The organism is Moraxella sp. K1664 (genome assembly GCF_039693965.1).
GTDB lineage: Bacteria > Pseudomonadota > Gammaproteobacteria > Pseudomonadales > Moraxellaceae > Moraxella.
This window is the reverse complement of sequence record NZ_CP155576.1, coordinates 1363255-1387564: the sequence shown is the minus strand read 5'-3', so window position 1 is coordinate 1387564 and position 24310 is coordinate 1363255. Positions and strand designations below refer to the sequence as shown.

General features: G+C 41.7%; 26 protein-coding genes. 16 read left to right on the top strand and 10 right to left on the bottom strand.

The window, feature by feature from the left end; all coding sequences use genetic code 11:
• Positions 1 to 217 precede the first annotated feature (217 nt).
• The 7 genes from AAHK14_RS07120 to tusA all read left to right on the top strand — a co-directional run bounded on the left by AAHK14_RS07120 (position 218) and on the right by tusA (position 6449).
• Positions 218 to 1246 (top strand): IS110 family transposase, encoded by a 1029-nt coding sequence (locus AAHK14_RS07120; RefSeq protein WP_346818240.1) that lies wholly within the window; start codon positions 218 to 220, stop codon positions 1244 to 1246.
• Positions 1247 to 1848: 602 nt separating this feature from the next.
• The gene (locus tag AAHK14_RS07115; RefSeq protein WP_065255791.1) at positions 1849 to 2583 is read left to right on the top strand and encodes a LytTR family DNA-binding domain-containing protein; all 735 of its coding nucleotides are present in this window, start codon (positions 1849 to 1851) and stop codon (positions 2581 to 2583) included.
• A 209-nt stretch (positions 2584 to 2792) separates the two neighbouring features.
• Positions 2793 to 3743 carry a hydroxymethylbilane synthase gene (gene hemC / locus AAHK14_RS07110; RefSeq protein ID WP_065255792.1) on the top strand — a complete coding sequence of 317 codons (951 nt, stop codon included), beginning with the start codon at positions 2793 to 2795 and terminating at the stop codon, positions 3741 to 3743.
• A gap of 33 nt (positions 3744 to 3776) precedes the next feature.
• Positions 3777 to 4655, top strand: a complete 879-nt coding sequence (locus tag AAHK14_RS07105; protein WP_065255793.1) for a uroporphyrinogen-III synthase — start codon at positions 3777 to 3779, stop codon at positions 4653 to 4655.
• A 31-nt stretch (positions 4656 to 4686) separates the two neighbouring features.
• Complete coding sequence (locus AAHK14_RS07100) at positions 4687 to 5688, top strand: hypothetical protein (protein ID WP_065255794.1); 1002 nt, start codon at positions 4687 to 4689, stop codon at positions 5686 to 5688.
• Between the two features lie 69 nt (positions 5689 to 5757).
• Positions 5758 to 6216, top strand: coding sequence for an acyl-CoA thioesterase (locus tag AAHK14_RS07095; RefSeq protein WP_065255795.1), 459 nt, complete (start codon positions 5758 to 5760; stop codon positions 6214 to 6216).
• Positions 6213 to 6449, top strand: coding sequence for a sulfurtransferase TusA (gene tusA / locus AAHK14_RS07090; protein ID WP_065255796.1), 237 nt, complete (start codon positions 6213 to 6215; stop codon positions 6447 to 6449). Before AAHK14_RS07095 ends, tusA begins: the two co-directional genes overlap by 4 nt.
• A 125-nt stretch (positions 6450 to 6574) precedes the next feature.
• Here tusA and AAHK14_RS07085 read toward each other — a convergent pair whose 3' ends face one another.
• The 8 genes from AAHK14_RS07085 to AAHK14_RS07050 form a co-directional block, all read right to left on the bottom strand.
• Positions 6575 to 7195 (bottom strand): HI_0552 family protein, encoded by a 621-nt coding sequence (locus AAHK14_RS07085; RefSeq protein ID WP_065255797.1) that lies wholly within the window; start codon positions 7193 to 7195, stop codon positions 6575 to 6577.
• A gap of 9 nt (positions 7196 to 7204) precedes the next feature.
• The gene (locus tag AAHK14_RS07080) at positions 7205 to 7537 is read right to left on the bottom strand and encodes a hypothetical protein (RefSeq protein ID WP_065255798.1); all 333 of its coding nucleotides are present in this window, start codon (positions 7535 to 7537) and stop codon (positions 7205 to 7207) included.
• Positions 7521 to 7679, bottom strand: a complete 159-nt coding sequence (locus tag AAHK14_RS07075; RefSeq protein ID WP_156065083.1) for a hypothetical protein — start codon at positions 7677 to 7679, stop codon at positions 7521 to 7523. The genes AAHK14_RS07080 and AAHK14_RS07075 overlap by 17 nt, the downstream gene beginning before the upstream one ends.
• 84 nt (positions 7680 to 7763) lie before the next feature.
• Positions 7764 to 8207, bottom strand: coding sequence for a hypothetical protein (locus AAHK14_RS07070; RefSeq protein WP_065255799.1), 444 nt, complete (start codon positions 8205 to 8207; stop codon positions 7764 to 7766).
• On the bottom strand, positions 8204 to 9478 hold the full coding sequence (locus AAHK14_RS07065) for a replication-associated recombination protein A (RefSeq protein WP_194092565.1): 1275 nt from the start codon (positions 9476 to 9478) through the stop codon (positions 8204 to 8206). The genes AAHK14_RS07070 and AAHK14_RS07065 overlap by 4 nt, the downstream gene beginning before the upstream one ends.
• Complete coding sequence (locus AAHK14_RS07060; protein WP_194092564.1) at positions 9466 to 10242, bottom strand: hypothetical protein; 777 nt, start codon at positions 10240 to 10242, stop codon at positions 9466 to 9468. Before AAHK14_RS07060 ends, AAHK14_RS07065 begins: the two co-directional genes overlap by 13 nt.
• 129 nt (positions 10243 to 10371) lie before the next feature.
• Complete coding sequence (locus AAHK14_RS07055; RefSeq protein ID WP_194092563.1) at positions 10372 to 11439, bottom strand: hypothetical protein; 1068 nt, start codon at positions 11437 to 11439, stop codon at positions 10372 to 10374.
• Positions 11440 to 11701: 262 nt separating this feature from the next.
• Positions 11702 to 12310 (bottom strand): methyltransferase, encoded by a 609-nt coding sequence (locus AAHK14_RS07050; protein ID WP_194092562.1) that lies wholly within the window; start codon positions 12308 to 12310, stop codon positions 11702 to 11704.
• A gap of 121 nt (positions 12311 to 12431) precedes the next feature.
• Here AAHK14_RS07050 and AAHK14_RS07045 point away from each other — a divergent pair, with 121 nt between their 5' ends.
• From AAHK14_RS07045 to AAHK14_RS07025, 5 genes are all read left to right on the top strand, one after another.
• A complete protein-coding gene (locus tag AAHK14_RS07045) occupies positions 12432 to 13733 on the top strand; it encodes a valine--pyruvate transaminase (RefSeq protein WP_065255802.1) in 1302 nt (433 codons plus the stop codon).
• 269 nt (positions 13734 to 14002) lie between these two features.
• Positions 14003 to 15988: an N-6 DNA methylase gene (locus AAHK14_RS07040; protein WP_065255803.1), complete on the top strand. Its 1986-nt coding sequence runs from the start codon at positions 14003 to 14005 to the stop codon at positions 15986 to 15988.
• Between the two features lie 47 nt (positions 15989 to 16035).
• Positions 16036 to 17403 carry a restriction endonuclease subunit S gene (locus AAHK14_RS07035; protein WP_194092561.1) on the top strand — a complete coding sequence of 456 codons (1368 nt, stop codon included), beginning with the start codon at positions 16036 to 16038 and terminating at the stop codon, positions 17401 to 17403.
• 80 nt (positions 17404 to 17483) lie between these two features.
• Positions 17484 to 18134: a restriction endonuclease subunit S gene (locus AAHK14_RS07030; protein ID WP_197035885.1), complete on the top strand. Its 651-nt coding sequence runs from the start codon at positions 17484 to 17486 to the stop codon at positions 18132 to 18134.
• A gap of 2 nt (positions 18135 to 18136) precedes the next feature.
• On the top strand, positions 18137 to 18763 hold the full coding sequence (locus tag AAHK14_RS07025; protein WP_065255805.1) for a hypothetical protein: 627 nt from the start codon (positions 18137 to 18139) through the stop codon (positions 18761 to 18763).
• 5 nt (positions 18764 to 18768) lie between these two features.
• On the opposite strand, the gene xerD is transcribed toward AAHK14_RS07025, so the two are convergent.
• Positions 18769 to 19722, bottom strand: coding sequence for a site-specific tyrosine recombinase XerD (gene xerD, locus AAHK14_RS07020; protein ID WP_065255806.1), 954 nt, complete (start codon positions 19720 to 19722; stop codon positions 18769 to 18771).
• Positions 19723 to 19942: 220 nt separating this feature from the next.
• Between xerD and ribB the strand changes: the two genes are divergently transcribed.
• The 3 genes from ribB to AAHK14_RS07005 all read left to right on the top strand — a co-directional run bounded on the left by ribB (position 19943) and on the right by AAHK14_RS07005 (position 22829).
• Positions 19943 to 21034, top strand: a complete 1092-nt coding sequence (gene ribB / locus AAHK14_RS07015; protein WP_065255807.1) for a 3,4-dihydroxy-2-butanone-4-phosphate synthase — start codon at positions 19943 to 19945, stop codon at positions 21032 to 21034.
• 377 nt (positions 21035 to 21411) lie between these two features.
• The gene (locus AAHK14_RS07010) at positions 21412 to 21861 is read left to right on the top strand and encodes an NfeD family protein (protein WP_065255808.1); all 450 of its coding nucleotides are present in this window, start codon (positions 21412 to 21414) and stop codon (positions 21859 to 21861) included.
• 119 nt (positions 21862 to 21980) lie between these two features.
• The gene (locus AAHK14_RS07005) at positions 21981 to 22829 is read left to right on the top strand and encodes an SPFH domain-containing protein (protein WP_065255809.1); all 849 of its coding nucleotides are present in this window, start codon (positions 21981 to 21983) and stop codon (positions 22827 to 22829) included.
• 271 nt (positions 22830 to 23100) lie between these two features.
• Here the strand turns inward: AAHK14_RS07005 and iscX are convergent, their stop codons facing one another.
• Complete coding sequence (gene iscX / locus AAHK14_RS07000) at positions 23101 to 23301, bottom strand: Fe-S cluster assembly protein IscX (protein ID WP_062500506.1); 201 nt, start codon at positions 23299 to 23301, stop codon at positions 23101 to 23103.
• A gap of 96 nt (positions 23302 to 23397) precedes the next feature.
• On the opposite strand from iscX, the gene AAHK14_RS06995 reads away from it, so the two are divergent.
• Positions 23398 to 24144: an epoxyqueuosine reductase QueH gene (locus AAHK14_RS06995; protein ID WP_227514682.1), complete on the top strand. Its 747-nt coding sequence runs from the start codon at positions 23398 to 23400 to the stop codon at positions 24142 to 24144.
• The last annotated feature ends 166 nt before the right edge of the window (positions 24145 to 24310 follow it).

The window sequence follows — 24310 nt, the reverse complement described above, 5'->3', positions numbered from 1 at the left end:
TCAAAACATGTCAAACTTTTGCATATACAGTTAACAAATTTGAATTTTACTACGAAAACCGTTCACCCTTGTATCAACCCAACACCAAACCTAGATTATCTGCTAGAATGTTGTTGGGTTATACAAGCAAAGAGAACACGGGTTCGCCCTTAGTGTCTTAACACTGGTGCTCAGATGGTGTCCTTTGCTTGTCATCTTAACTCTGAATGGTATCTAAGTGCGTTTATTAAAACAGACACTGCATAAACAAGGCAAGAGACAGATGATACACTATATTGGCATAGACATCAGCAAAGCAAAGTTTGATGTTGCATTTATAAACCCAAGCACAAATAAAGTAAAAACCAAGGTTTTTAACAACAACAAAGCAGGCTTTGATTTACTGCTTGCTTGGTTAAAAACCAATGTCAGCAATCATCTTGATGAGCTACACATCATCCTAGAAGCAACAGGGGTTTATCATGAACACCTAAGTGAGTTTCTTGATGATAATAATATCAAGCAAAGCATTGTCAATCCTAACTATGTCCGCAAATTTGCAGACAGTTTGGGGGTAATCCATAAAACTGATAAAAAAGACAGCATTATTTTATCAAGGTATGGTTATAGCCACAAGCCTGAGGTTTGGGTAGCACCTAGCATTGAAGCCAAACAGCTAAAAGCTCTATTGGCTCGCTTAGAAGCACTCAAAGAAGATTTGCAACGAGAGCAAAACCGACAAGAGTTGCTCTTATCACCCAATCTGCCCGATTTGGTTAAAGCATCCATGCAAACAGTCATCAATGTCCTTCAAGAGGAAATTGCCAAACTCACCAAAGACATTGATGACTTTGTTGACAAACAACCAAGTTTAAAGCAAGACAAAACCTTACTTGAAACCATTGACGGCATTGGTTCTGTTATTGCCAAAGAAGTGGTGTGTTTAATGCATACCAAACAATTTAAAAAAGCCTCACAGATGGCTTCGTTTTTAGGCTTAATACCCAAACAAAGACAGTCAGGTGTCTTTAAGGGAGCAACCAAACTGTCCAAACAAGGGCAAGTCTCTTTGCGTGCTAAGCTGTATATGTCTGCAATGAGTGCCATTCGTTATAATAGCACCATTAAGGCATTTTATGAACGATTACAACAAAACGGTAAAACCAAAATGCAAGCCTTATGTGCTTGTATGCGTAAATTGGTACATATCTGTTTTGGTGTTATCAAAACCCAAACATCCTTTGAGCAACAAGTATCTTTAAGTTAGTTTGTAAGATACTAGATACCAGATACTTAAAAAACCATTGACTTAGGTGGGGTATCATGGTATCTGAGCTTGTCGAAGGGTCGGTTTCCGTTATGGTTCGACAGGCTCACCGCGAACGGAAACCGTAGTACTTTTTCATTTTACAGAGTGCAAATGAAAAGTTAAAAAATCAACCATATACAACACATAACCATTTATTACGCTTGTGTTGGCACTCATTCCCATAAAGACTTCTAGAAAATTGTCAAAATTTAAAATATTGTGATAAGATAGTCGGCAAACCAACTCATCTGCTTTTGTCTTTTGTTAATTTTTATGACTGATTTGGTTTTATTGGCATGGCTCTTGCACTGATTGAATAAAATTTTGACACACCCACTTTTCTTTTGCATTAACTTTTGCTAAAATCCTTAATTAGCAAAAGTTAATCTATAAATAAAATTATTCAATCAAAAAAACATTTGGTTATTCATCATGATATGCCGATGATTTTTGGCAAGTGTTTGTTGTAATGAATAATTTTACAAGAATACACCATCATTGGCGACTTACCAACAGCAGGTGGACAACCTAGCACATGCCACAATATTAAGGAGAGACAAATGAAAATTCTAATCTGCGAGAGTGAGCCAGCCCTACGCAAGCACATTCAAACAATCATCGAGTCGCTCACGCATGAAATCGTCGGGCAAGCAGAGCGCCTAGAAGAAGCTTATACACTGGTTATGGAACACCAGCCTGAGATTTTACTCATCAATGCTCACTTGGCTTACATTGAAGAATTTTGCCAAAAAATCAATCGAGAATTTAACCACCCACCCGCCATCATCTTCTTTGGGTTGGATGATACTCATCTTATGTTAAATGCCCTCAAATGGGGTATTTGCGACTATCTACCCATCCCCATCCAAGAAAACGACATCAAAAATGCCTTGCAAAAATGTTGTCGCATCAACGCCGCCCAACAAGCAAGCCTTAATGAGAAAAATGGCAAAAGCGGTCGCACTCGTCAATACATCGCCGCACGCACACACCGTGGCGTTGAGCTCATCTCACTGTCTGATGTCTACTATTTTACCGCTGACCAAAAATACGTCAAAGTACGCCACAAAAATGGCGTGGTACTCATTGATGAAACCTTAAAAGACCTAGAAGAAGAGTTTGAAGGCATCATGTTCCGCATCCATCGCAATGCTTTGATTAATCTGGATTATTTGGATTTGTTGGAGACGGTGGACAGCGGTCAATACCAAGTGCGTTTTCGGGGCATGCCTGAGAAACTGTCGGTATCACGCCGTCATCTGCCCATGCTCAGAGAGAAGATTCACAGCATTTAACGGGGCTAGCCACCCGACACCATCCAAGGGCGTTGATTCGCCCTTTTATATTGCCTTTTGTATTATCCTTTTGCATTTTAGCTGCCTTGATTTAGTCATTATTTATAGCCATGCTAAGAATTGACTGGTGTGAATTTTTATTTGGCATTTTGGGGTAAATGTGGTTAAATAGGCAATCATTTATAAGATAACATAGCGATAACACAATCATGAAAACCCTAACCATCGCCACACGCCAATCTCCACTTGCACTTTGGCAGGCTCATTTTGTCAAAGACGAACTTCAAAAACTCCACCCCGAACTTGACATTCGTCTGTTAGAGCTGGTCACCAAAGGCGATAAAATCCTAGATACTCCCCTTGCCAAAATCGGCGGAAAAGGCCTATTTGTCAAAGAATTAGAAACCGCTCTACTAAGCGGTAAAGCTGATATTGCTGTGCATTCTCTAAAAGATGTACCCATGGTGCTACCCGATGGTCTTATCATTGGGGCGTATCTTGACCGCCACAGTCCTTTTGATGCTTTTGTGAGTAACCACTTTGCCAGTTTGGATGACCTGCCCCAAGGGGCAAAGGTCGGTACATCAAGCCTACGCCGTGAATGCCAACTGCGTGCCTATCGCCCTGACTTAGAAATCATCAGCTTGCGTGGTAATGTCGGCACACGCCTTGGCAAGCTCGATAATGGCGACTATGATGCGATTATCCTTGCCCAAAGCGGCTTGGAGCGGTTAGAGTTACACGAACGCATTCGCCACAGCTTGCCTGCCGACATCTGCCTGCCTGCGGTCGGTCAAGGCACGCTTGCCATCGAGTGCCGAGATGATGAGATTAGAGAGCTCATCAAACCTTTAAACCACGATATCTCCGCCCTACGAGCCATCACCGAGAGAGCCATGAACCATGCCTTAGAAGGGGGCTGTCAGGTGCCGATTGCAGGGTTTGCACAGCTTGATAAAGGCATTCTGCACCTAGAAGGTCGGGTAGGCACGCCTGACGGTCGCACTCTCTTAAAAGTCACCGCCCAGACCGACATCACGGACAATGCCACACAAAATATCCAAAACGCCCAGCAACTGGGGCAGGCTGTCGCCACAGAGCTACTTGCCCAAGGGGCGGATAAAATTCTAAAAGCCCTGTATCAACACCAAGACAACTAATACCAACTTCATAGGTACAATCAACCCAACACCATGACCCCCCTATTCATCAACACCCGTCCCAAGCACAAAGCCGACATGAGCCTAGCCATCCGTAGTGTCAGCTTGCCACTGCTTGCCATTCGGCATTTTGATGAATTGGAGAAATCAGAAATGCAGGATTTGGTGGATTTTACCCATGGTAAATTTGGCATGCTCATCGCGGTGAGTGTGGAAGCGGTGGCGTGTGCGGTGCGTTTTTTAAAAGAGCAAGGCATTAACCATGCCTGCGACCTGCCCCATCATGACACCCTAACCGTCATCGCCGTGGGACAGCCGACAGCGGATGCACTGGCGGATTTTGGTTTTTCGGTGCTGACCCCCCTTGATGTAGGGTGCCCGATGAGCAACGAAGGCATGCTTGCCATGCCCGCCATCGGTGAGCTACACACAGGCGATGATGTGTTGATATGGCGTGGGGTCGGTGGGCGACGGCTGTTATCTGATACGCTCATCGAACGTGGCGTGAATGTGCATGCCATCGCCTTTTATGAGCGGTGCGTGCCGTCAGAGCTGACAAGTGATTTTACTCGTCTGCTTGGCAATGGCATCGATGACAGTCATGATGATACTTTTCACAGCAGTCAAAATCATCAACATCAAATTGACAAGCACTCGCCCATCTTTGTCCTTATTAGCAGTCAGATGAGCCTAAATGCTTGGCAGAGCGTGTGTGACCAACAGATTCACAGCCATCGCACGCACATGCATGGGCTTTTGCCACAAAATGTGATATATTTAACCCTAGGTCATCGCCTAACCGCCCTAACCGCCACGCACTATCCACACAGTCGTGTCTGCCCCGTGGCGGATTTGGCGGAATCAACCCTAAACCAAGCCATACAGGACGTCATGGCAACTTACCCATCGTGAGACATTTTAAAATTTAACCGCTTTTATCATCATGCCAAACACCAAAAAACCCGACAGTCCGAGTGCCGAAGCCATCAAAGCAAATCTAGAAGAACTGGACGCCAAATTCGCCCACGCCAAAGAAACCGAAAAAGAAGAGCTTAAAAAACAAGCCGACCAAGCTCGGGTGGTACTCATGCGACTACAATGGCTGGTCATCATCCTACTGGCAGGTGGACTGTTGTGGCTATACCTTTCTTTTACGTCAGTCGTAGACAAAGTGGATGAACGCCTTGCCAAAATGGACACGGTAGACACTCGCCTAAACGACATGGACGACCGCCTATTTGCCATCACCCCAACCGACAGCCACAAAAAAACAAATAAAGCCGAAACAAGCAAAGACGCTGAGTTTTTAAAAATCGAACTTGCCATGACCAACCGACTCTTTGAACAAGGCAGTTATGATGATACCTTGACCGCCTTGCAAGCCATTGATTATCAGCTTGGTCAGATGACCGGCATTGCTCCATCGGTCAAATCCGCCCTAAGCAGTAGCATAAAAGCGGACATCGCCTACATCGGCACGCTAAAAACACAGCCTGACGCATGGCAGGCTCACATCATCAAAATGCGAGACGTACAAGCCTTTTTACGCACCAAGCAGACCAGCACGCCCAACGCTCCGCTTAGCCGTGGCGATATCTTACTCCATGATGCCAACATGATGTTATCGCTTGCCATCGGTTCGGCAAACGTGCGAGACAGGGGGCTGATGACCAGTTACTTACAAGACGTCCGTTCACAGCTAGAAAGTCATATTACCTTACACGGCGGTAAGATTGACCCTGAGAGCCTAAAAAAACAGTCCGAGCAAACCATCAAAGAAGACAAAAAAGACGGTAAAACCATAAACAATACCGACACCAAAACCGGACAAATCGGACAGCAGGTCGCCCTAAATACCATCGATGACGCCCTATTTTGGGTCTATGATTTGCTTGCCAACAGCCCCAAAAACAAAGAGCTAAGCAGTATTCAGATGTTAAAATAAGCCCCAAAGCAGGCAAAAAGACAGTAAATTCATTATTTTAGATAAATTGAAACTTAAAAGGACATCCCCATGACTCACCCCTACACCGCCACACTCACAGGCAACGACCGCCCCACCGAGCTACACGACTACCCTATCGTCCACGTTCAGCCTGTGGCATGGGGCGACATGGACGCTTTTAACCACGTCAATAATGTCGCCTACTACCGTTACTCCGAGTCCGCTCGTATCAGCTACCTGCACGCCCTTGCCATGTTCAAAGGCGAGACCTTGACCATCTTGGCAGGGTCATCATGCAACTACCTACGCCCCGTGCATTATCCTGACACGCTCCTGATTGGAGTCAAATGCACCAAAATCGGCAACACCAGCCTAAGCATGGCGTACGAATATTACAGCACCGCCCAACAAGCCATCGTTGCCAACGGCACAGCAACCATCGTCCGCACCGACAAAGACGGCAACAAACAGGCATGGACGGCAGACGAACGGCAGATTTTAAGTGATTTTGAAGGGCGTCCGCTATGAGCCATACCATTATGCTAGACACCACAGGGCTAATCTGCCCTGAACCTGTCATGCTCCTACATAAGAGCATTCGCACCGCCAAAGGGGGCGATGAGATTCATATTCTAGCAACCGACCCTGCCACCACCCGAGACATTCCCAACTTTTGTCGGCATTTAGGGCATACGCTTGCCAGTCAAGAGACCCTTGATGACGGCAGTTATCGTTATGTGGTTGTTAAAAAGTTGGGCTAATTTTATCGCTTGGCTTTAAAATGGTGTTGTAAGGGCAAAATCATATTTGCCCTATAAAATATCAGATTTTGGGCGAATTGCAATTCACCCCTGCGATACTCTTTAAGATTTTCTTAAAAAGGCGTTTAATGACACCACTCATACACCCTGCTTAACCGCTCAATCGTCTGCCTAACCCACTCTATTAGCTCGTCATCGCCATAATTATCCAGTTTATCTTTGGCTATAAATTTGCCCAAGCGGTAAAATTCGCCTGTGTTTAGCTCTACTTTTTCGTAGTCAAATTCATGAGCTTGTTTAAAGTCGCCATATTCATTAACACGACTATGCCAAAAATAAAAGTCATCAAAATCCGCCCAATCAATCTCATTTATCCAGTTATTAAATTGCCCCAATGTGCTATTTGAGCTGTTTGCCTTATAAGAATGCCACGTCAAAGCAACAATCAGCCTTTGCCTATTTAAAATCACGACAATAATCGGAGCATTGCCAAGATAATTTTCATATTTATAATAAGCAAAAAAGTGCCGTCTGATTTCCCAGCCGTTGCACCAATTTTGGATATGGGGTTTGGCAAAATGATTGGGTAGGCTTTGATAAATTTGTAAATTAAAGGCTTTAAAAATTTGCCAAGCGGATTTGTGATTGTGCTTAATGTTGTCTAATTCATCAGGGCAATGGAGCTTTAAGTCCTTAATTTGGGAATAAGGTTTATTTAGAATTTGGGCGTGGGTGGATTTTAGCATAATAAATAATTAAGGTTGTTTTTCAAGTTTAAACACATAAGCATAGCCATACCATTTTTCATTGGGATTATAAGTAATGCAAACTTTATCGTCAATGGATAAATTATCATAAATATTTAATTTAAAATTACTTGCATTATTTTCTAAATTAAAAGTATTATGACCCCAAGATGGTTTGTTAATTTGACTGACAATCCCACAAATTTTACTTTGGTTTTTGGCAACAAAATATTGAGCTAAATAATAGGATAATTTTGGTGTTAAAAGTATTGTTACGACGATAATAATGGCAAATAAAATATTAAATTGCTCGTCTTGTAATTTTTTATTTTTTTTTGACATACTTTTCCAAAATATTCATAAAAAGCAAACAAATCCCAAGCACCAAAAGAGTAATCCAACCCTTATAGGTATCATAATGCAACAACAATGATAGTGGCAATAAAATCGCCCAAATGACATAAGTGCTTTTATCTATTTTCATTCACACTTCCCTTTAACCAATTTAAAAAAATTAAAACTACTTTTCTATTTTTTATTATTATCAAAATAATAAAAATAATTTTATCTATAATTTTTCTATATCAAACACATAAGCATAGCCATACCATTTTTCATTGGGATTATAAGTAATGCACACTTTATCGTCAATGGATAAATTGCCTTTTAATTGAAAATTGGTTGGGTGGTCTTTTAATAAAAAAGTATCATATTTTAAAAATGACGTATTAATTTGACTGACGACACCGCAAGTATGCACTTGATGTTTGGCAACAAAGTGTTTGGCGATGTTATCTGAGATGATTGCTATCATCAAACCCATAACAAAATATGCTATAAACAGTGTGTCTTTTTTTTGTTTTTTGATAATTTTGGTGGAATTTATTATTAAAAAAATCAGAAATCCCAATATGATAATTATAGCTGAATTATAACTGTAATTGTGATACCAAAAGAAAAGCAAGACAAAAATTGCCATAATAACATAATCGCTTTTTGTGAAGTTTTTCATAAATGATTGCCCTTTAACCAATTCATAAAATTAAAACTGCTTTGCTCTTTTTGATTATCAGCAAAATAATAAAAGCGTTTGCCAATCAAATTATCAGGCAAATAGGTTTGGGGATAATAATGATTGGCATAATCGTGCGGATAGACATAATCCACGCCATAGCCTAATTGTTTCATGAGCTTAGTTACGCCATTTCTTAGGTGGAGCGGTACAGGCGAGTTGTCGTTTTTGACAAAGGCAAGGGCTTCATTAATCGCCGTGTAGGTACTGTTAGATTTGGGTGATGTGGCAAGGTAAACAGTCGCTTGGGCGAGGATAATACGTGCCTCAGGCATACCGATAGACTGCACCGAACGCAAGGCGGTGTCGGCAAGTAATAAGGCATTAGGGTTGGCAAGTCCGATATCTTCACTTGCCAAAATCACCAAACGACGGGCGATGAACGCAGGGTCCTCGCCAGCACTAAGCATACGAGCAAGCCAATAAATGCTGGCATCAGCGTCCGAGCCACGCACCGATTTGATGAATGCCGAGATGATGTCATAGTGTATATCGCCTGCCTTATCATAGCGTGGTAGCACGGTTTGGGCGATGTTTTGTAACAAAGCATCATCTATGATTAGGGTAAAACCATCTGAGTATTGGCAAGCGATTTCCAATAAATTCAATGCCTTACGAGCGTCCCCACTGGCAAGGCGTGCGATATTGGCAAGGTCGCCTTGTACCGTGAAATTTTTCAAAAATGTATCAGTCGCCAATGCCCTTTGTAGCACTTGCACCAATTCATCAATGGTCAATGACTCTAAGCGATATACTTGACAGCGAGAGAGTAAAGCGTTGTTTATGCTAAATGATGGGTTTTCAGTGGTCGCCCCGACAAGGGTAATTTTTCCAGATTCTACCGCTCCAAGCAATACATCTTGTTGGGCTTTATTAAAGCGATGAATTTCATCAATAAATAACACCGGTGACCCAAAATCCAAAGTATTTGTTGTGATTTTACTGCCATCCATGAGTTCACGCAGTTGCTTGACAGTCAAATCAAGAGCGGATAACAGATGAAATTCACGCCCAACAGCATTGGCAAGCAGGCGTGCCAAAGTCGTCTTGCCAATCCCTGCTTCGCCATGCAAAATCAGGCTTGGCAGGTGATTGTGGGCAATCATACGACTAATGGGGGCATTCTTGCCCAATAGGTGTGTCTGTCCGATGATGTCAGAGAGCTGTTGTGGGCGAACTCGTTCAGCAAGAGGGATATTTAAGGTAGCCATTTTGGGGTTTTGTACCAATAATAGTTAATGGATAAGTTGATTAAAAATATCACAAAGACAGCCAAAATATAAATAAACAAATAAAAATCAGAACTGACATATTTTATCATCAAAAATGAGATGGCATAGATTGATGCAAATTGGATGGTATTCGTTTTTTTTAATTTTGGATTTAGAGATGATTTTGTATGGCATTTTTGACACACATAATCATCATCTGCTGTGTTGTGAAATCTTTGAGATTGGCAATGTGGACAATATGGTGCATGTGCATCAAAAGAGGTGGCTAGTTTATCATGGGCAACAGAGATATTAAAATCATTTTTGATGTCATCATAGTTATCCACGCCTTTTATTAGGGGTCTGTTTTTTATTTTATAAGCATGATAATATCTTAGATTGTTTTCAATGGCAACAATTGCCACAAAAAACAAAAAAATCATAAGAATAATCACTGCCACCCAAAATCCTGTTGTAAGATTGAATTTATCTAAATCAGCAAAAGCGAATATATCGGTATAAATCAATATGAATATGCCGGTACAAATCACATATAATTTATAATATCTTTTGATGAAATATTTGACAAATTGCCAAAAAGTCATTTGCTGTAAATCAGGCGTAAACGGATTGACCAATAGGCTTTTTTGGCAATGCGGACAAAAGATGATGCCATGTTTATAAATCACATCACAAAATATCTTGCCACAATCACCATGTGGACAAGTGCGTGGGGTGGGTGTTAAGTGAAATGGATTTTTCATACATTTTTAATCAAAAAGTTCATGAACCATCAAAACAGTTCACTCTGATTTTATCACATGGCATAAAAAATTGACATAAAAAATCTGCCAAAATATTGACAGATTTTTAAGAATATTGCTTTTTGATAATTAACGAAGGTCACGCTCACGAACAGTGATGGGCGATGCCAAACGGTAATTTGCTGCGGCAGTTTTTGCACCCATGATGCTTGCCACGAAAGTCAGTAGCGTGCTAATCAACCAAAATAGACCAGAATATAGGGCAGCTTTACGAGCAGTATCTTCTGCATTTTGTAGCGTTTGCTCAATATTCATCTTAGCATCAGCAATGGCTTGCTCAGTTTTGGCACGATATTCATGATAAGCGGTGGCAGTTTCTTCACGCACCTCTAATGCTTGCTCTTGGGTTAAACCCTCTGCTTGTAGTCTGGCAATAAGCTCATCACCTGTAACAATGGCTTGCACCTCATCGGCACGCTGCTTGGCGTATCCATCAATATTTTTCCATGTGTCAAGATTGGTAAAATCCATGCCATTAAGGTCAGCTTTGGTTTTGTTAAGCATGTCTTCAAGCACATTCACTGTTGCGCTGATTTGTGCTTCATCAAAAGTTTCGTTGTTCTTAGCAACCCAAGCTTCGATGTCTTGACGGCTGATATTGCCTGTGGCTTTTTGGTACAGCTCTTGTGCTTTGGCAGTGGTATCGCCACCTGCGGCATTAGATGAGCCAGCTGCTGCGGTAGCACCAGCACCAGCTACTGTTGTTACCGTTGATGTAACGGCACTGGCAGCCCCTCCAATAGCACCTGCGGTTGTGCCAACAGCGTTGCCAGCAGTTCTTACAATGCCAGTTACACTATTAAAAGCAAATACAGAGCTGATGACAACGATGGCTGCTGCGGTTAGCATACCTGTTAAAGCAGCGTCTTTTGGCAAAATGTCGGTACCATCGCCAAATAACGCCTCTGGTGCTGATGCTTTGACGGCAAAAAACCCTGCAACAAAAGCACTGATTAAAGCGGTTACTGCGGCATAAACGCCAGCAGCAATACCTGCCCCACGCAAATCTAGTGATAAAAAAGAGCTTAGCACTAGGGCCAAAGCCAGCATTATCATAGATACAACAAGACCCATCAAAAGTCCTGCAAAAATGCCACGCCATGAAGGGCGTCTGGCGGCCGTTGTATGAATACTCATAAGTGATCCTCTATAATCTTAATATAAAAAATAGTGATAATTGATGTGATGATATAAAAATTAAATCCGAACGAACGGACATTATAAAAAAAGTTTGTGTAATATTCAATAAGACTTTGGTAACCATCAGGTAATATAAGTAACTGTCAAATCTTCCGCCCAATCAAAATGAAAATAAAATATGAATTATCAGCAAAAATAATGTAACAAAATAAAGTCATTGATATAAATTTGTTACAATACGCTCTGTGATGCCATCAAATCATTGCTTGACTGCAAGTGTTACTGTGTAAGTTTTGCCCTGTTTGATTTTATCGGCATTACCAAACACCTCATTAAACGAGCGTTTCATAAAATCCCTAAGTCCATTAATGGTAACAACATAAAACCGCCCACCCACTTCCATGCGTTCATAGGCATCTAGTAGATACAAATAGTGTTGCTCTTTACTTGCTTTGGCGGGTAAATTGCTCATCACAAGGCTAAACTTTTTGTCTTTATTGACATGATAAAAGCCATTGGACATCTGAACGTGAGTGTTGGTCAGTCCATTTTTTTGGCAGTTTAATTTGGCATATTCTACCGCCACAAAGTCTTTATCAATTAGGATATGCTGACCGTTTGGGCATTCACGTCCTGCCGTCATGCCCAGCACACCATAGCCACAGCCTAAGTCAATAGAATTATCATCCGCCTTAAAATCAATATAATCAAGGAGCATAAGACTGCCGTCATCTAGCTTTTCTGGACTAAAAATCCCCCAAGTGGTGTGAAAGGTAAAAGGCTTGCCAAGCACGTCTTGGGTAAAGGTGATGTCTTGTCGCCATTGTTTGGCTTTATTTTGCAGGTCGGCTAGGGTGGTTTGGGTCATGACGATTTCTCTAAATCCAAAAAGCTCATTATACCCCAATCCCCCCACGCATACCATAGCAATATGGGCAGACAGTTTTTGCCAAAAATGTTACAATGGTATTTTTATTTGGATAATTGGCATGAACATTTCAAAATTTGGCAAAAAATTCACCCAAAACAGTGGCATATTACAGCTCATGGACGATTTGGGGAATGCCCTAAACAGCGACAAGCCTGTCAATATGTTAGGCGGTGGCAATCCTGCCAACATCGCTTCGGTCAATGACGTGTACCTACAAATGCTCAAAGACAGCATACAAGGCGATGGGGCGGACAGTTTTGCCTTAGACTGTGCCAGCAATTATTCCAATCCGCAAGGCGATGGCAAATTTATCACGGCGTTGGCGGACTTTTTTAATCGCCATTATGATTGGGGCATTACCAAAGACAACATCGCCCTAACCAACGGTTCGCAAAACGCCTTTCTTTATTTGTTTAATTTGTTCGGTGGGGCGTTTGATGATGGCGATAAGTCCATTTTGTTGCCACTTGCCCCTGAATATGTCGGCTATGCGGACGCTCATATTGACGGCAAGCATTTTATTGGCATAAAGCCAAAAATTGAGCTGTGCGATTATGACAATCAAGATGGCTTTTTTAAATACAAAGTGGATTTTGATGCCCTAGAAAATTTGAACGCATTAAAAAATAATCAAATTGGAGCCATCTGCTGTTCTCGCCCAACCAACCCCACGGGCAACGTGCTGACCGATGACGAAATGGCACGGCTTGACAGTATTGCCCAAGCACACAACATTCCCTTGATTATTGATAACGCCTATGGAATGCCGTTTCCCAATATCATTCACACCAAGGCGAATTTGGTGTGGCACGACAATATTATTTTGTGTTTTAGTTTGTCAAAAGTGGGGCTGGCTGGCGTGCGGACGGGCATTGTCATCGCCAAACCTGAGATTATCAAGGCAATCAGTAGCCTAAACGCCATTGTCAATCTTGCTCCGTGTCGCTTTGGGGCGAGCATTGTTACGCCACTTATCAATAATGACAAAATCAATGAGCTGTCATTACAAGAGATTCGCCCGTTTTATTTAAAGCAAGCCCACACCGCCATTGGTTTATTAAAACACGCCTTTCAAGACTTACCCCAAGTCAAAATCCATAAGCCAGAAGGGGCGATATTTTTGTGGATTTGGTTCCAAGATTTACCCATTTCTACCCAAAAATTGTACGAAATATTAAAGGAGAAAGGCACGCTTATTATCCCCAGTGAGCATTTTTTTGTGGGGATTGATACGTCTGATTATCGCCATGCCCATGAATGTATCCGCATGAGTATCGCCCAGCCTGATGAAGTTTTGGAGAAAGGGATAAAGGCGATTGGGGAGGTGGTGCGAGATGTTTATGCCAATGTCAGCCCATAAATCAACCCACTTTATTATTAGGGTGTATTGAACTTTTGTATTTGCAATGAAAAATAGGGGAAATCGCACATTTTTCAAGGAAAAAACGCAGGTTGATAGTCATTCTATCAAGCAAGTTTTTGACGCAGAAAAACAAGATTTAGCCATTTTTCATGCAAAAACTATTAATTCATTTCTAAAATATTTCTAAATTGTAAATAGTGTTATAAAGGTTCAACACGCCCTAAATCAATGCTAAAATAAAACCATTTTATCCAACGAGACCCCCCATGAATTTATCGCAACTACTTAAAGACACCAATTACCAACTTACCCAGTTTTCTGCCGAGCATATCACACTATTGGAAAATACCATTTTTCAAAAACCCAGTAAAAATGGCGATGTACCATATGTGCATTGCTTGATACGCAAAAAGGACATTAAACTGACCCCAGAAGAAGCGGTTCGCCAACTGTATCTGATGAAATTACACCATGATTATGGTTATTCTTATGAACGCATGGAATTGGAATATTCGGTGCATTTTGGGCGTGAAAAAAAGCGTGCCGACATTGTGATTTTTGATAAAGATAATCCCAACGTTGTTTATATCATGGTGGAGCTTAAAAAGCCCAAATTAAAAGACGGCAAAGAACAATTAAAATCCTATTGCAATGCCACAGGAGCTCCGATTGGCGTATGGACAAATGGCGATAGTATTTCCTATTACAACCGCCGAGACCCCAATTATTTTAAAGACATTCCCAATATTCCAAGCGTTCACGAAAAATTATCTGATATTTTACAAGAACGTTGGACGATTGATGATTTGATTAAAAATGACAAAATCGCCACTCAACGCAAATCTTTAAAAGATTTAGTGATTGAAATGGAAGATGAAGTTTTGGCAAATGCAGGGGTTGATGTTTTTGAAGAATTGTTTCAGCTTATCTTTACCAAACTTTATGACGAAATGGAAAGTACACGCAATAAAAGCCGTCATTTGGAATTTCGTAATTATGGCGATACCGAAAGCGATTTAAAAGCCAAAATTGGGGCTTTATTTGATAAAGCCAAAAACAAATGGGAGGGGGTATTTGCTGAGAGTAGCAAGATTAATTTATCACCGTCCCATTTGGCGATTTGTGTGTCATCATTAGAAGAAGTGAAATTATTTAATTCCAATCTTGATGTAGTTGATGAAGCCTTTGAATATTTGATTAATAAATCCAGTAAAGGTGAAAAGGGTCAATATTTCACACCGCGTTATGTGATTGATATGTGTGTCAAAATGCTAGACCCCAAAGCAGATGAAACCGTGATTGATACAGCAGCGGGCAGTTGTGGGTTTCCTGTTCACGCCATTTTCCATGTTTGGGAAAAACAACTTAAAGAAAAAGGATTGGAGCGTTCCCATTTATTTACTGCTGAACAAAAATTACCAGAACAATTGGATTATGTAACCGAAAAAGTCTTTGCCATTGATTTTGATGAAAAAGCCGTACGAGTTGCTCGCACACTCAATTTAATTGCAGGCGATGGACAAACCAATGTATTGCATTTAAATACTTTGGACTATGAACGCTGGGATGATTTTACCAAAGATGAAGAATGGGGTGATGTTTATGGCAATGGCTGGAAAAAATTAAGAAAATTACGCAAAACCAAAGACCAAAACCGTGATTTTGGGTTTGATGTATTAATGGCAAATCCGCCTTTTGCAGGCGATATTAAAGAAACCCGAATTCTTGCCCGTTATGAACTGGGCAAAAATAGCAAAGGCAAACAACAATCCAAAGTTGGACGAGATATTTTGTTTATTGAACGCAATCTGGATTTTTTAAAAGACGGTGGGCGAATGGCGATTGTTTTGCCACAAGGTCGTTTTAATAACAGCAGTGATAAATACATTCGTGATTTTATTGCTGAACGGTGTCGTATTTTGGCGGTGGTGGGTTTGCATGGCAATGTATTTAAACCACATACAGGCACAAAAACATCGGTCTTATTTGTGCAAAAATGGCATGATGAATTATGCCCCAAAGTGGATGATTATCCTATTTTCTTTGCAACCATGCAAAGCCCAAGCAAGGACAATTCAGGCGATAAAATCTATGTCAAACATACAGATGGTGTGCCAATATTAGACAGTCATGGACATTTAATTGTGGCTCATGATTTATTTAATCATGATGGCGTTACCCAAGATGGTATTACCGAAGCTTTTATTGAATTTGCCAAAAAGGAAAAATTGTCTTTTGTGGGAAAGGATTAAGCCCTTTTGATAATGCCAAATATCAGGCATTGTTGGAAGGGCTGGAAGTGAGCGAGGTCTCAATTTTAGATGTTTTAAAAGATGAGAATTTACGCTTAGAAGCTGAATTTCACACCAATAAATCCATAAAAATTCAAGGTGTAAAAGGAAGTGAGATTATTGATTTTGTCCAATATGGAACTTCGGAAGAATTGAATGAAGATAGTCTTGGTTATCCAATTTTGCGTTTAAATGAGTTTGATGGATATTTTATTGGCGAGCCTTCAAAATATTGCAACAAAATTTCAGAACAAACTTATCAAGAATTAAGACTAAAAAAAGGAGATGTTTTAATTTGTAGAACAAATGGAAATCCAAAATATGTGGGTAAATCTGCTGTCGTAATGCAAGATTATGATTATGCTTACGCCTCATATTTATTTCGTATTCGTCCAAATCAAATTATTAATTCAGAAACACTAGTTTCATTTTTAAATAGCAAATATGGCAGGCAGGAAATAGAGCGATTTTCTATGCAAAGCAACCAATCTAATTTTAGTCCTGCTAAATTTAGAGAAATTACAATTCCCATAATAGAAAATTCTATCCAAAAGGAAGTTGCGGTCTTATTTAAGAATAGTTTTAATGATATTTTACTATCAAAACAAAAATACGCCGAAGCTGAAGCCCTATTATTAGAAAATTTAGGTTTAACTCATTTTCAGGCAACCTGCAAACCTTTCAATATTAAATATTTAAAAGAAAGTTTTTTACAAACAGGCAGATTGGATTCGGAGTTTTATCAACCGATTTATGAGTTATTGGAAAATCATATTTTTTCACATTCTCATGGATTTGAAAAACTGGGCAATATTTGTCAATTAAATGATGAAAACTACACCCCAAAAGACAATCAAGAATATGATTATATTGAATTATCCAATATTGGCAAATCAGGTGAAGTCACAGGTTCAACTCGTGCTTTGGGCAAAGAATTGCCATCTCGTGCCAGACGCAAAGTACAAACAAATCAAGTGATGATTTCTAGTATTGAAGGTTCATTACAAAGCTGTGCGATTGTGCCAGTACATTATGATAATGCGTTATGCTCAACAGGATTTTATGTTTTATCATCGGATAAAATCAATGCAGAAACTTTATTGGTTTTGTTTAAATCGTCTTTAATGCAACAGATTTTAAAGAAAAACTGTTCAGGAACGATTTTGACGGCAATCAATAAAGAGGAATTGTTAAATATTCCACTGCCAATTATTGATGAAAAAATCCAAACCCAAATCGCTGAATTTATCCGCCAAAGTAATGAACTGCGAAAACAAGCCACCCAATTATTAGCCCAAGCCAAATATAGCGTAGAGGCAGAAATTGAGCAAAGTGCTTTACAAGAGAGAGAGAGAGAGAGAGAGAGAGGTTTATAAATGAGGCTAATTATCATTTAAGATTGGCAGAATGGGTATTGTTGGAAAGTTTGCTTTTGGGGCAACCCAAAAATATATCAGTGCAATCATTTAGCCAATCTTTTGGCATTAGCGGTCGACTTGATGCAGAATATTACCAACCAAAATATAAGCGATTATTGCAAAAATTAAAACAATACCGCCACAAAACATTGGGTGAATTGGTTGATTTGCAAAAATCGGTAGAAGTGGGGTCGGAAAATTACCGTGATGAAGGTTTGCCTTTTGTGCGAGTGGCGGATTTTTCCAAATTTGGGATTAGCCAGACGGATAAGTTCGTCAATCCTGCGGATTTTGCTGACATCATTCGCCCCAAAAAAGACACCATTCTACTTTCAAAAGACGGTACAGTGGGCATTGCTTATTGTGTGCCGTCTGATTTGGAGGTGATTACTTCTGGGGCTATTGTGCATTTGTCTTTGAAAACAGATGAAATTTTGCCCGATTATTTGGCATTGGTGCTAAATTCAGAGGCGGTACAACTGCAAGCACAGCGAGATGCAGGCGGTTCAATCATTCAACATTGGAAACCGTCTGAGATTTTGGAGGTGGTGATTCCTGTTTTACCAAAAGAGATTCAGCAGACAATCAGCGATAAAGTGCAGACGAGTTCTGAATTAAAAAATCAAAGCGAAATTTTACTAGAACAAGCCAAGATTTTGGTGGAAAATGAGATTGAGAATATGGGGTAAATATGGCAAATCACCAACAAGATTTAAAGAAAGAATGGTTTATGAAGTCTAAGATAGACTACCATGCACCATTTGTAACCTTATGGTTAAGTTGCAATAGTTGGTACAACTTTCATTATGGTTTAGCTAACGACAGAGAGCATATAAACGAGATTAAAAGAGACACAAGCAATAAGAATAAGGTTTATATCGCTTTTAAAAACCTTTTAGAATCAGGTAATCCAAAAGAGCGGGCTAATATTTATAATTGTATTGAGCAGTTGCATTATGCTTTAATCCAAGCTGAACTTGTTTATTCAGGGAATAATATCCCCAATAATTCAAAGATGAGCCTAAGTAACGCTTTAATGGACTTTAATGCCAATCCTAAGATTTTTGAAAATTTAATTATTGATAACGCCAAAACTAAGAGCGGGAAATTAAAAAATCAATTTGCCTCTGCACACGATTTAGGAACCTTAGTTTTAAATAATGATTCGCAAAAAATTTTTGCAGGATTGTTTGAGGTTATTTATCAAGTACGCTGTCATTTGGTTCACGGAAGTTTAGAGCCAAATGACAAAAATCACGAAGTTGCACGTTATTGTTATTTGATTTTATTTGAATGTTTAAAGGGTTTCTGTGGATAAAGCAACTACCCCCTAGGGTGGTGTTCTTCGTGCAAGGCTTGTAGGCGTGCCGTGGCAACGTGGGTATAAATCTGCGTGGTGGATAGGTCGCTATGCCCAAGCAAAAGCTGAACACTACGCAAGTCCGCCCCGTGGTTGAGCAGGTGCGTGGCAAAAGCATGGCGAAGCGTGTGTGGCGAGATGTCGGTCGTGATACCCGCCAGTAGAGCGTATTTTTTAATCAAATGCCAAAAGTTATGGCGGGTCATATAACCGCCCTGCTCGGTCAAAAACACCGCTTGGCAGTCACCGCCCTTTGTGCCGACCTTACCACTTTTGCCAGCGGTCAGTTCATGACGACGGACGAGATAACTTTGTAGGGCGTTGTGGGCGTACTCACCAAGCGGAATCAGGCGAGTCTTTCCGCCCTTGCCCGTCACTTGGAGCCAGCCTGCGTTTAGATTTAGCTCATCGAGCGACAGATTGACCAGCTCTGATACACGCAGACCGCAGGCATACATGACTTCAAGCATGGCTTTATCACGCAGTCCCAGTATGGTCGCTAGGTCAGGCGTGCCAAGCAGTCTGGTAATGTCGTCTTCGGATAAGGTCTTGGGTAGGGGCTTGTCAGCTTTGGGGTTTTTGATGTTCTCACAGGGGTTGTCGTCACGCACCCCTTCGCCCACTTGCCATAAGAAAAACTGGCGTAAACTTGCCAACATTCTCGCCTGCGTGCGTGGCGATTTGCCTTGGTTTTGTAGATACACCAAGCACCCTGCCACGTCCGTCTCCTGCCAATGGGGCAATGCCCGCTCACTGCTTGCCATGCAAGTACGCAAATCACGGATGTAGGCGTTACGGGTGCGTGTGGCAAGCCCCCGAGCGAGCATGTTAATACGAAATTCGGTCAGATACTCTGGGTCGGTGTCAGTGGTCGCCAAGGACGGCAGGCGGGGCTTGGTGGCTCGGGTTTTGCTCATGGTCGGATACGGTGCTAATATTGGGGGTATTGTAACAAACTTTGGGGGATGATTAAATGATTTTTGGGCATGCCTGCCCTTTATCATGCAATTTGCATTTTAAAAATATTTTAAAGACAAATAAGGCTTGGCTGTTTTTAAAATTTTACATCATCTGCCTTTAATCCCCCAAATCCGCCCCCATGTAGCCTATAAATTTTTAACATAAATAGGCACCCTTATGGCAAGCACCCTAAACACCGCAGAAGAAATCATTGCCGACATCAAAGCAGGCAAAATGGTCATCTTAATGGACGATGAAGACCGTGAGAACGAAGGCGACATCGTCATGGCGGCGGTTCATGTCAAGCCGTCCGACATCAACTTTATGATTACTCACGCTCGTGGGCTGGTGTGTTTGACCTTATCCGAAGCCCGTTGCCGTCAGCTTGAACTACCCCTAATGAGCGACAAAAACGGGGCGAAGTTTAGCACCAACTTTACCCTATCCATCGAAGCTAGCGAGGGCGTAACCACAGGCATATCCGCCGCCGACCGTGCCCGAACCGTGCAGGCAGCCGTCGCCCCCTTTGCCAAACCCACCGACATCGTCCAACCTGGGCATATCTTCCCCATCATGGCAAAACAAGGCGGGGTGCTACATCGGGCAGGTCATACCGAAGCAGGCTGTGACTTAGCACGCCTTGCAGGGCTTGAACCTGCGGCGGTGATTTGTGAGATTATCAAGCCAGACGGCGAGATGGCACGTCGTGATGACCTAGAACTCTTTGCCAAAGAACACGGACTTAAAATCAGCACCATCGCCGACCTTATTCACTACCGCATGACCAACGAGCAGACCGTGGAAGTCATCGATGAGCGAGATTTTGCCAGTGAATTTGGGGCTTTTAAACTCTACCGTTTTAGAGAATATGGGGCGGACGAGACCCACATCGCCCTAGTCAAAGGCGACCCAAGCCGTGGTGTGGCGACCGTGCGAGTCCACGCCCTAAACCCCCTAAAAGACTTGTTTGGGCATACTGACAGCAAGCAAAGCTGGGATATTCGCTCAGCACTGGCTCAAATCGGGCAAAGCGAACAAGGCGTGTTCGTGTGGATTGACTCGGGGCGTGCTGTCGATGTCAGCGGTGCGTTGGATAAATGCCAAGCCAATGTCAGCGTACACGAAAGTAGCGAGCCTTATCGCAGTATCGGTGTCGGAGCCCAAATCCTAAAACAGCTTGGTGTCAAAGACATGCGACTGCTATCAAGCTCTGCCAAATTTAACGTCTCGGGCTTTGATTTGAATATCGTGGAAGTCGTGCCACGTTGATTGTTGGTTTAAAATAACAAAAAAATCGGATAAGCCACTATCCGATTTTTTACTTAGCACTAGGATGGACTAAGCCATGCTTGTTTATGACATTTTTTGACCCACAGGCACGACTTGGACAAACAAAAAACCAATTTCCAATTTCCAATTTCCAATTTCCAATTTCCAATTTCCAATTTCCAATTTCCAATTTCCAATTTCCAATTTCCAATTTCCAATTTCCAATTTCCAATTTCCAATTTCCAAAATATTGTCCGCCGATTTTATATTTTGTCAAGTATTTTTATGATTATCAATGGGTTAAGATTTGGGATTAACTCATTGACTATTTTTGATAAATGATTTATATTAACCAAAAATCCACATAAGGACACCTGATGAACGTACAGCCTTGGCATTGGTTGGTTTTTGGTCTGATTTTGATGATATTAGAGATGTTTGTGCCGACCTTTTTTCTGCTATGGTTCGGGGCGTCTGCTGTTGTTACGGCAGTGCTTGCGTGGGCGTTTGGCTTGGGCTTTGGGGTAGGGGTCATCTTGTGGCTTGTGCTGTCGGTCATCTCGTGCGTGGCGTGGTTTAAATTTATTCAGCCCAACATCAAGACTCGCACGACCGCAGGGCTTGGGGGCAGTGTCATCATCGGCGAGATAGGCATGCTTACCCACGCCCCAAGTGCAGACAGGCTCGGCAAAGTGCGGTTTAGCGTGCCAAAAGTCGGCTCTGATGAATGGCTGTGCCGTGGGGCAGATGGCGAAGTGTTACAGGCAGGCGATAGGGTCGTGGTGGTGCAGATACTCGGTAATGAGTTGGTGGTTCGGCGTAAATAATGCCATTGGACTGCTGTTTATTACCAATTCATCATATTAGATAGATTGGTAGGGGTAAATCGCATTTGCCCTGTATTTCATTGATATAATTTTAGATAACTGTTAGATAGGGGTTTATTATGGAAGTTTTATTTGTCTTGGTGGCGTTTGTCGTCTTTACCGTTTTTAAGGGTGTCAGGCTCGTACCACAAGGCTATAAATGGGTGGTTCAGCGACTGGGGAAATATCATCAGACCTTAGAACCGGGTTTGAATTTTATCATTCCCTTTGTTGATACGGTCGCCTATAAAATCACGACCAAAGACATCGTGCTTGACATTCCCAGCCAAGAAGTCATCACCCGAGACAACGTGGTCATCATCGCTAATGCGGTGGCGTATATTAACATCATTCAGCCAGAATATGCGGTGTACGGCATTGAAGACTATGAATACGGCATTCGCAATCTGGTACAAACATCTTTGCGTTCTATCGTGGGCGAGATGGATTTGGACAGTGCGTTATCAAGCCGAGACCAAATCAAAACCCAGCTCAAACACGCCATATCAGACGACATCGCCGACTGGGGCATTACCCTAAAAACGGTGGAAATCCAAGACATCAAGCCGTCCCACACCATGCAACTGGCGATGGAAGAGCAAGCGGCTGCCGAACGCCAACGCCGAGCCATGGTAACACGAGCGGACGGACAAAAACAGGCGGCTATCTTGGAGGCGGACGGACGATTAGAAGCGTCTCGCCGTGATGCCGAAGCTCAGGTGGTGCTTGCCAAAGGTTCAGAAGAGTCCATTCGTCTTATTTCATCGGCGATGGACGGCAAAGAAATGCCTGTTGTGTACTTGCTTGGCGAGCAGTACATCAAGGCGATGAACGAGATGGCACAATCTGATAATGCTAAGACGGTTGTATTGCCTGCCGATATCCTAAACACGGTCAAAGGATTGGTGGGCGATAAGTTAAAGGGTTGATTTTATAATCATTTAACTTCAAAACGCACCAATGAAAGTAAGGTGCGTATGACACATTAATAAGATTTTTCATCTAAAAGGTGCGTGGTACGCACATTACCATACAACCAATGAATTTTTTTAAAATTTAACATTGGTACAAATTGGGGTTAATTGACTATAAAAATAAAAAGCGGTGATGATGACCGCTTTTTATTTGTAGATAAAGTTTTAAAAGATAAAAGGCGTATGATACACCCATAAATTATCTTTTAAGTTATCTTTTAAATTATCAATCCAATTCATCAAGCCACGCCATTTGAATGGCTTCTAATATCGCTTCGTTGGATTTGTCAGGCTCGCCCACAAAGCCATCAAGCTCGCACACATAGCGGTGCAAGTCGGTAAAGCGAATGTACTGCACGTCCACATCAGGGTGCTTTTCGGCAAGGGCGATGGCGATGTCTAAGCTGTCATGCCAGTTGAGTTTCATAAAAAACCTTTTTTAGAGATAAGTTTACACAAATTTTAGCAAAAATTTTAAACCAATGCTATAATAATCGCCATTTTTATTTATCATTGTTAAATTATGAGCGTACAAACCCACACCCCCAATCCCAACCAAAATCAACGTAAAGGCAAACCACAAATCGCCAAAGCTGACCCCACCAATCCGCACCTAACGCCGATTGACCGTGAGATTTTGACCCCGCCAAACGGACACAAAAAGGTACTACTGCACTCATGCTGTGCCCCTTGCTCGGGTGAGGTCATGGAGGCGATGCTTGCCAGTGGCATTGAGTTTACCATTTATTTTTATAATCCCAACATTCACCCCAAAAAAGAGTACGAGATTCGCAAAAACGAAAACATCGCTTTTGCCGAAAAGCACGGCATACCGTTTATTGACGCCGATTATGACATGGATAATTGGTTCGCTCGTGCCAAAGGCATGGAGCAAGACCCCGAGCGTGGCAGACGCTGTACCATGTGTTTTGACATGCGATTTGAACGCACCGCCCTATACGCCCACGAGCATGGCTTTCCTGTGATGACAAGCTCGCTTGGTATCAGCCGCTGGAAAAACATGGCTCAAATCAACGACTGCGGACACCGTGCCGTTGCCCCTTATGAGGGTCTTGATTATTGGGATTTTAACTGGCGTAAAGGCGGTGGCAGTAGCCGTATGATTGAGATTAGTAAGCGTGAGCATTTTTATCAACAAGAATACTGTGGCTGTGCTTATTCGCTCCGTGACACCAATAATTTTCGCCGTAGCCAAGGGCGTGAACCGATTAAAATCGGGGTGAAGTATTATGGGGATGATGACGAATAAATAAGCCATAACACCAAAAGACCGTTTGATGACGGTCTTTTTTGTGCCTTTTAATAAATTTTATCAATCATCATTTAAAATTTATCAAGTTTTTTCAATTTAAAAAATCAAATCAAAACATCAAATTATTATAATTTACCAAATCATCAATCCTGCCTATAATAAC

Coding starts and splice junctions, on each gene's coding strand:
- iscX (WP_062500506.1), bottom strand. CDS start 23,301: ATGAAACTCAACTGGCATGACAGCTTAGACATCGCCATCGCCCTTGCC.
- hemC (WP_065255792.1), top strand. CDS start 2,793: ATGAAAACCCTAACCATCGCCACACGCCAATCTCCACTTGCACTTTGG.
- tusA (WP_065255796.1), top strand. CDS start 6,213: ATGAGCCATACCATTATGCTAGACACCACAGGGCTAATCTGCCCTGAA.
- AAHK14_RS07055 (WP_194092563.1), bottom strand. CDS start 11,439: ATGAGTATTCATACAACGGCCGCCAGACGCCCTTCATGGCGTGGCATT.
- AAHK14_RS07070 (WP_065255799.1), bottom strand. CDS start 8,207: ATGAAAAACTTCACAAAAAGCGATTATGTTATTATGGCAATTTTTGTC.
- AAHK14_RS07005 (WP_065255809.1), top strand. CDS start 21,981: ATGGAAGTTTTATTTGTCTTGGTGGCGTTTGTCGTCTTTACCGTTTTT.
- AAHK14_RS07045 (WP_065255802.1), top strand. CDS start 12,432: ATGAACATTTCAAAATTTGGCAAAAAATTCACCCAAAACAGTGGCATA.
- AAHK14_RS07060 (WP_194092564.1), bottom strand. CDS start 10,242: ATGAAAAATCCATTTCACTTAACACCCACCCCACGCACTTGTCCACAT.
- AAHK14_RS07100 (WP_065255794.1), top strand. CDS start 4,687: ATGCCAAACACCAAAAAACCCGACAGTCCGAGTGCCGAAGCCATCAAA.
- ribB (WP_065255807.1), top strand. CDS start 19,943: ATGGCAAGCACCCTAAACACCGCAGAAGAAATCATTGCCGACATCAAA.
- AAHK14_RS07050 (WP_194092562.1), bottom strand. CDS start 12,310: ATGACCCAAACCACCCTAGCCGACCTGCAAAATAAAGCCAAACAATGG.
- AAHK14_RS07065 (WP_194092565.1), bottom strand. CDS start 9,478: ATGGCTACCTTAAATATCCCTCTTGCTGAACGAGTTCGCCCACAACAG.
- xerD (WP_065255806.1), bottom strand. CDS start 19,722: ATGAGCAAAACCCGAGCCACCAAGCCCCGCCTGCCGTCCTTGGCGACC.
- AAHK14_RS07105 (WP_065255793.1), top strand. CDS start 3,777: ATGACCCCCCTATTCATCAACACCCGTCCCAAGCACAAAGCCGACATG.
- AAHK14_RS07095 (WP_065255795.1), top strand. CDS start 5,758: ATGACTCACCCCTACACCGCCACACTCACAGGCAACGACCGCCCCACC.
- AAHK14_RS07025 (WP_065255805.1), top strand. CDS start 18,137: ATGGCAAATCACCAACAAGATTTAAAGAAAGAATGGTTTATGAAGTCT.
- AAHK14_RS07080 (WP_065255798.1), bottom strand. CDS start 7,537: ATGTCAAAAAAAAATAAAAAATTACAAGACGAGCAATTTAATATTTTA.
- AAHK14_RS07085 (WP_065255797.1), bottom strand. CDS start 7,195: ATGCTAAAATCCACCCACGCCCAAATTCTAAATAAACCTTATTCCCAA.
- AAHK14_RS06995 (WP_227514682.1), top strand. CDS start 23,398: ATGAGCGTACAAACCCACACCCCCAATCCCAACCAAAATCAACGTAAA.
- AAHK14_RS07040 (WP_065255803.1), top strand. CDS start 14,003: ATGAATTTATCGCAACTACTTAAAGACACCAATTACCAACTTACCCAG.
- AAHK14_RS07115 (WP_065255791.1), top strand. CDS start 1,849: ATGAAAATTCTAATCTGCGAGAGTGAGCCAGCCCTACGCAAGCACATT.
- AAHK14_RS07075 (WP_156065083.1), bottom strand. CDS start 7,679: ATGAAAATAGATAAAAGCACTTATGTCATTTGGGCGATTTTATTGCCA.
- AAHK14_RS07010 (WP_065255808.1), top strand. CDS start 21,412: ATGAACGTACAGCCTTGGCATTGGTTGGTTTTTGGTCTGATTTTGATG.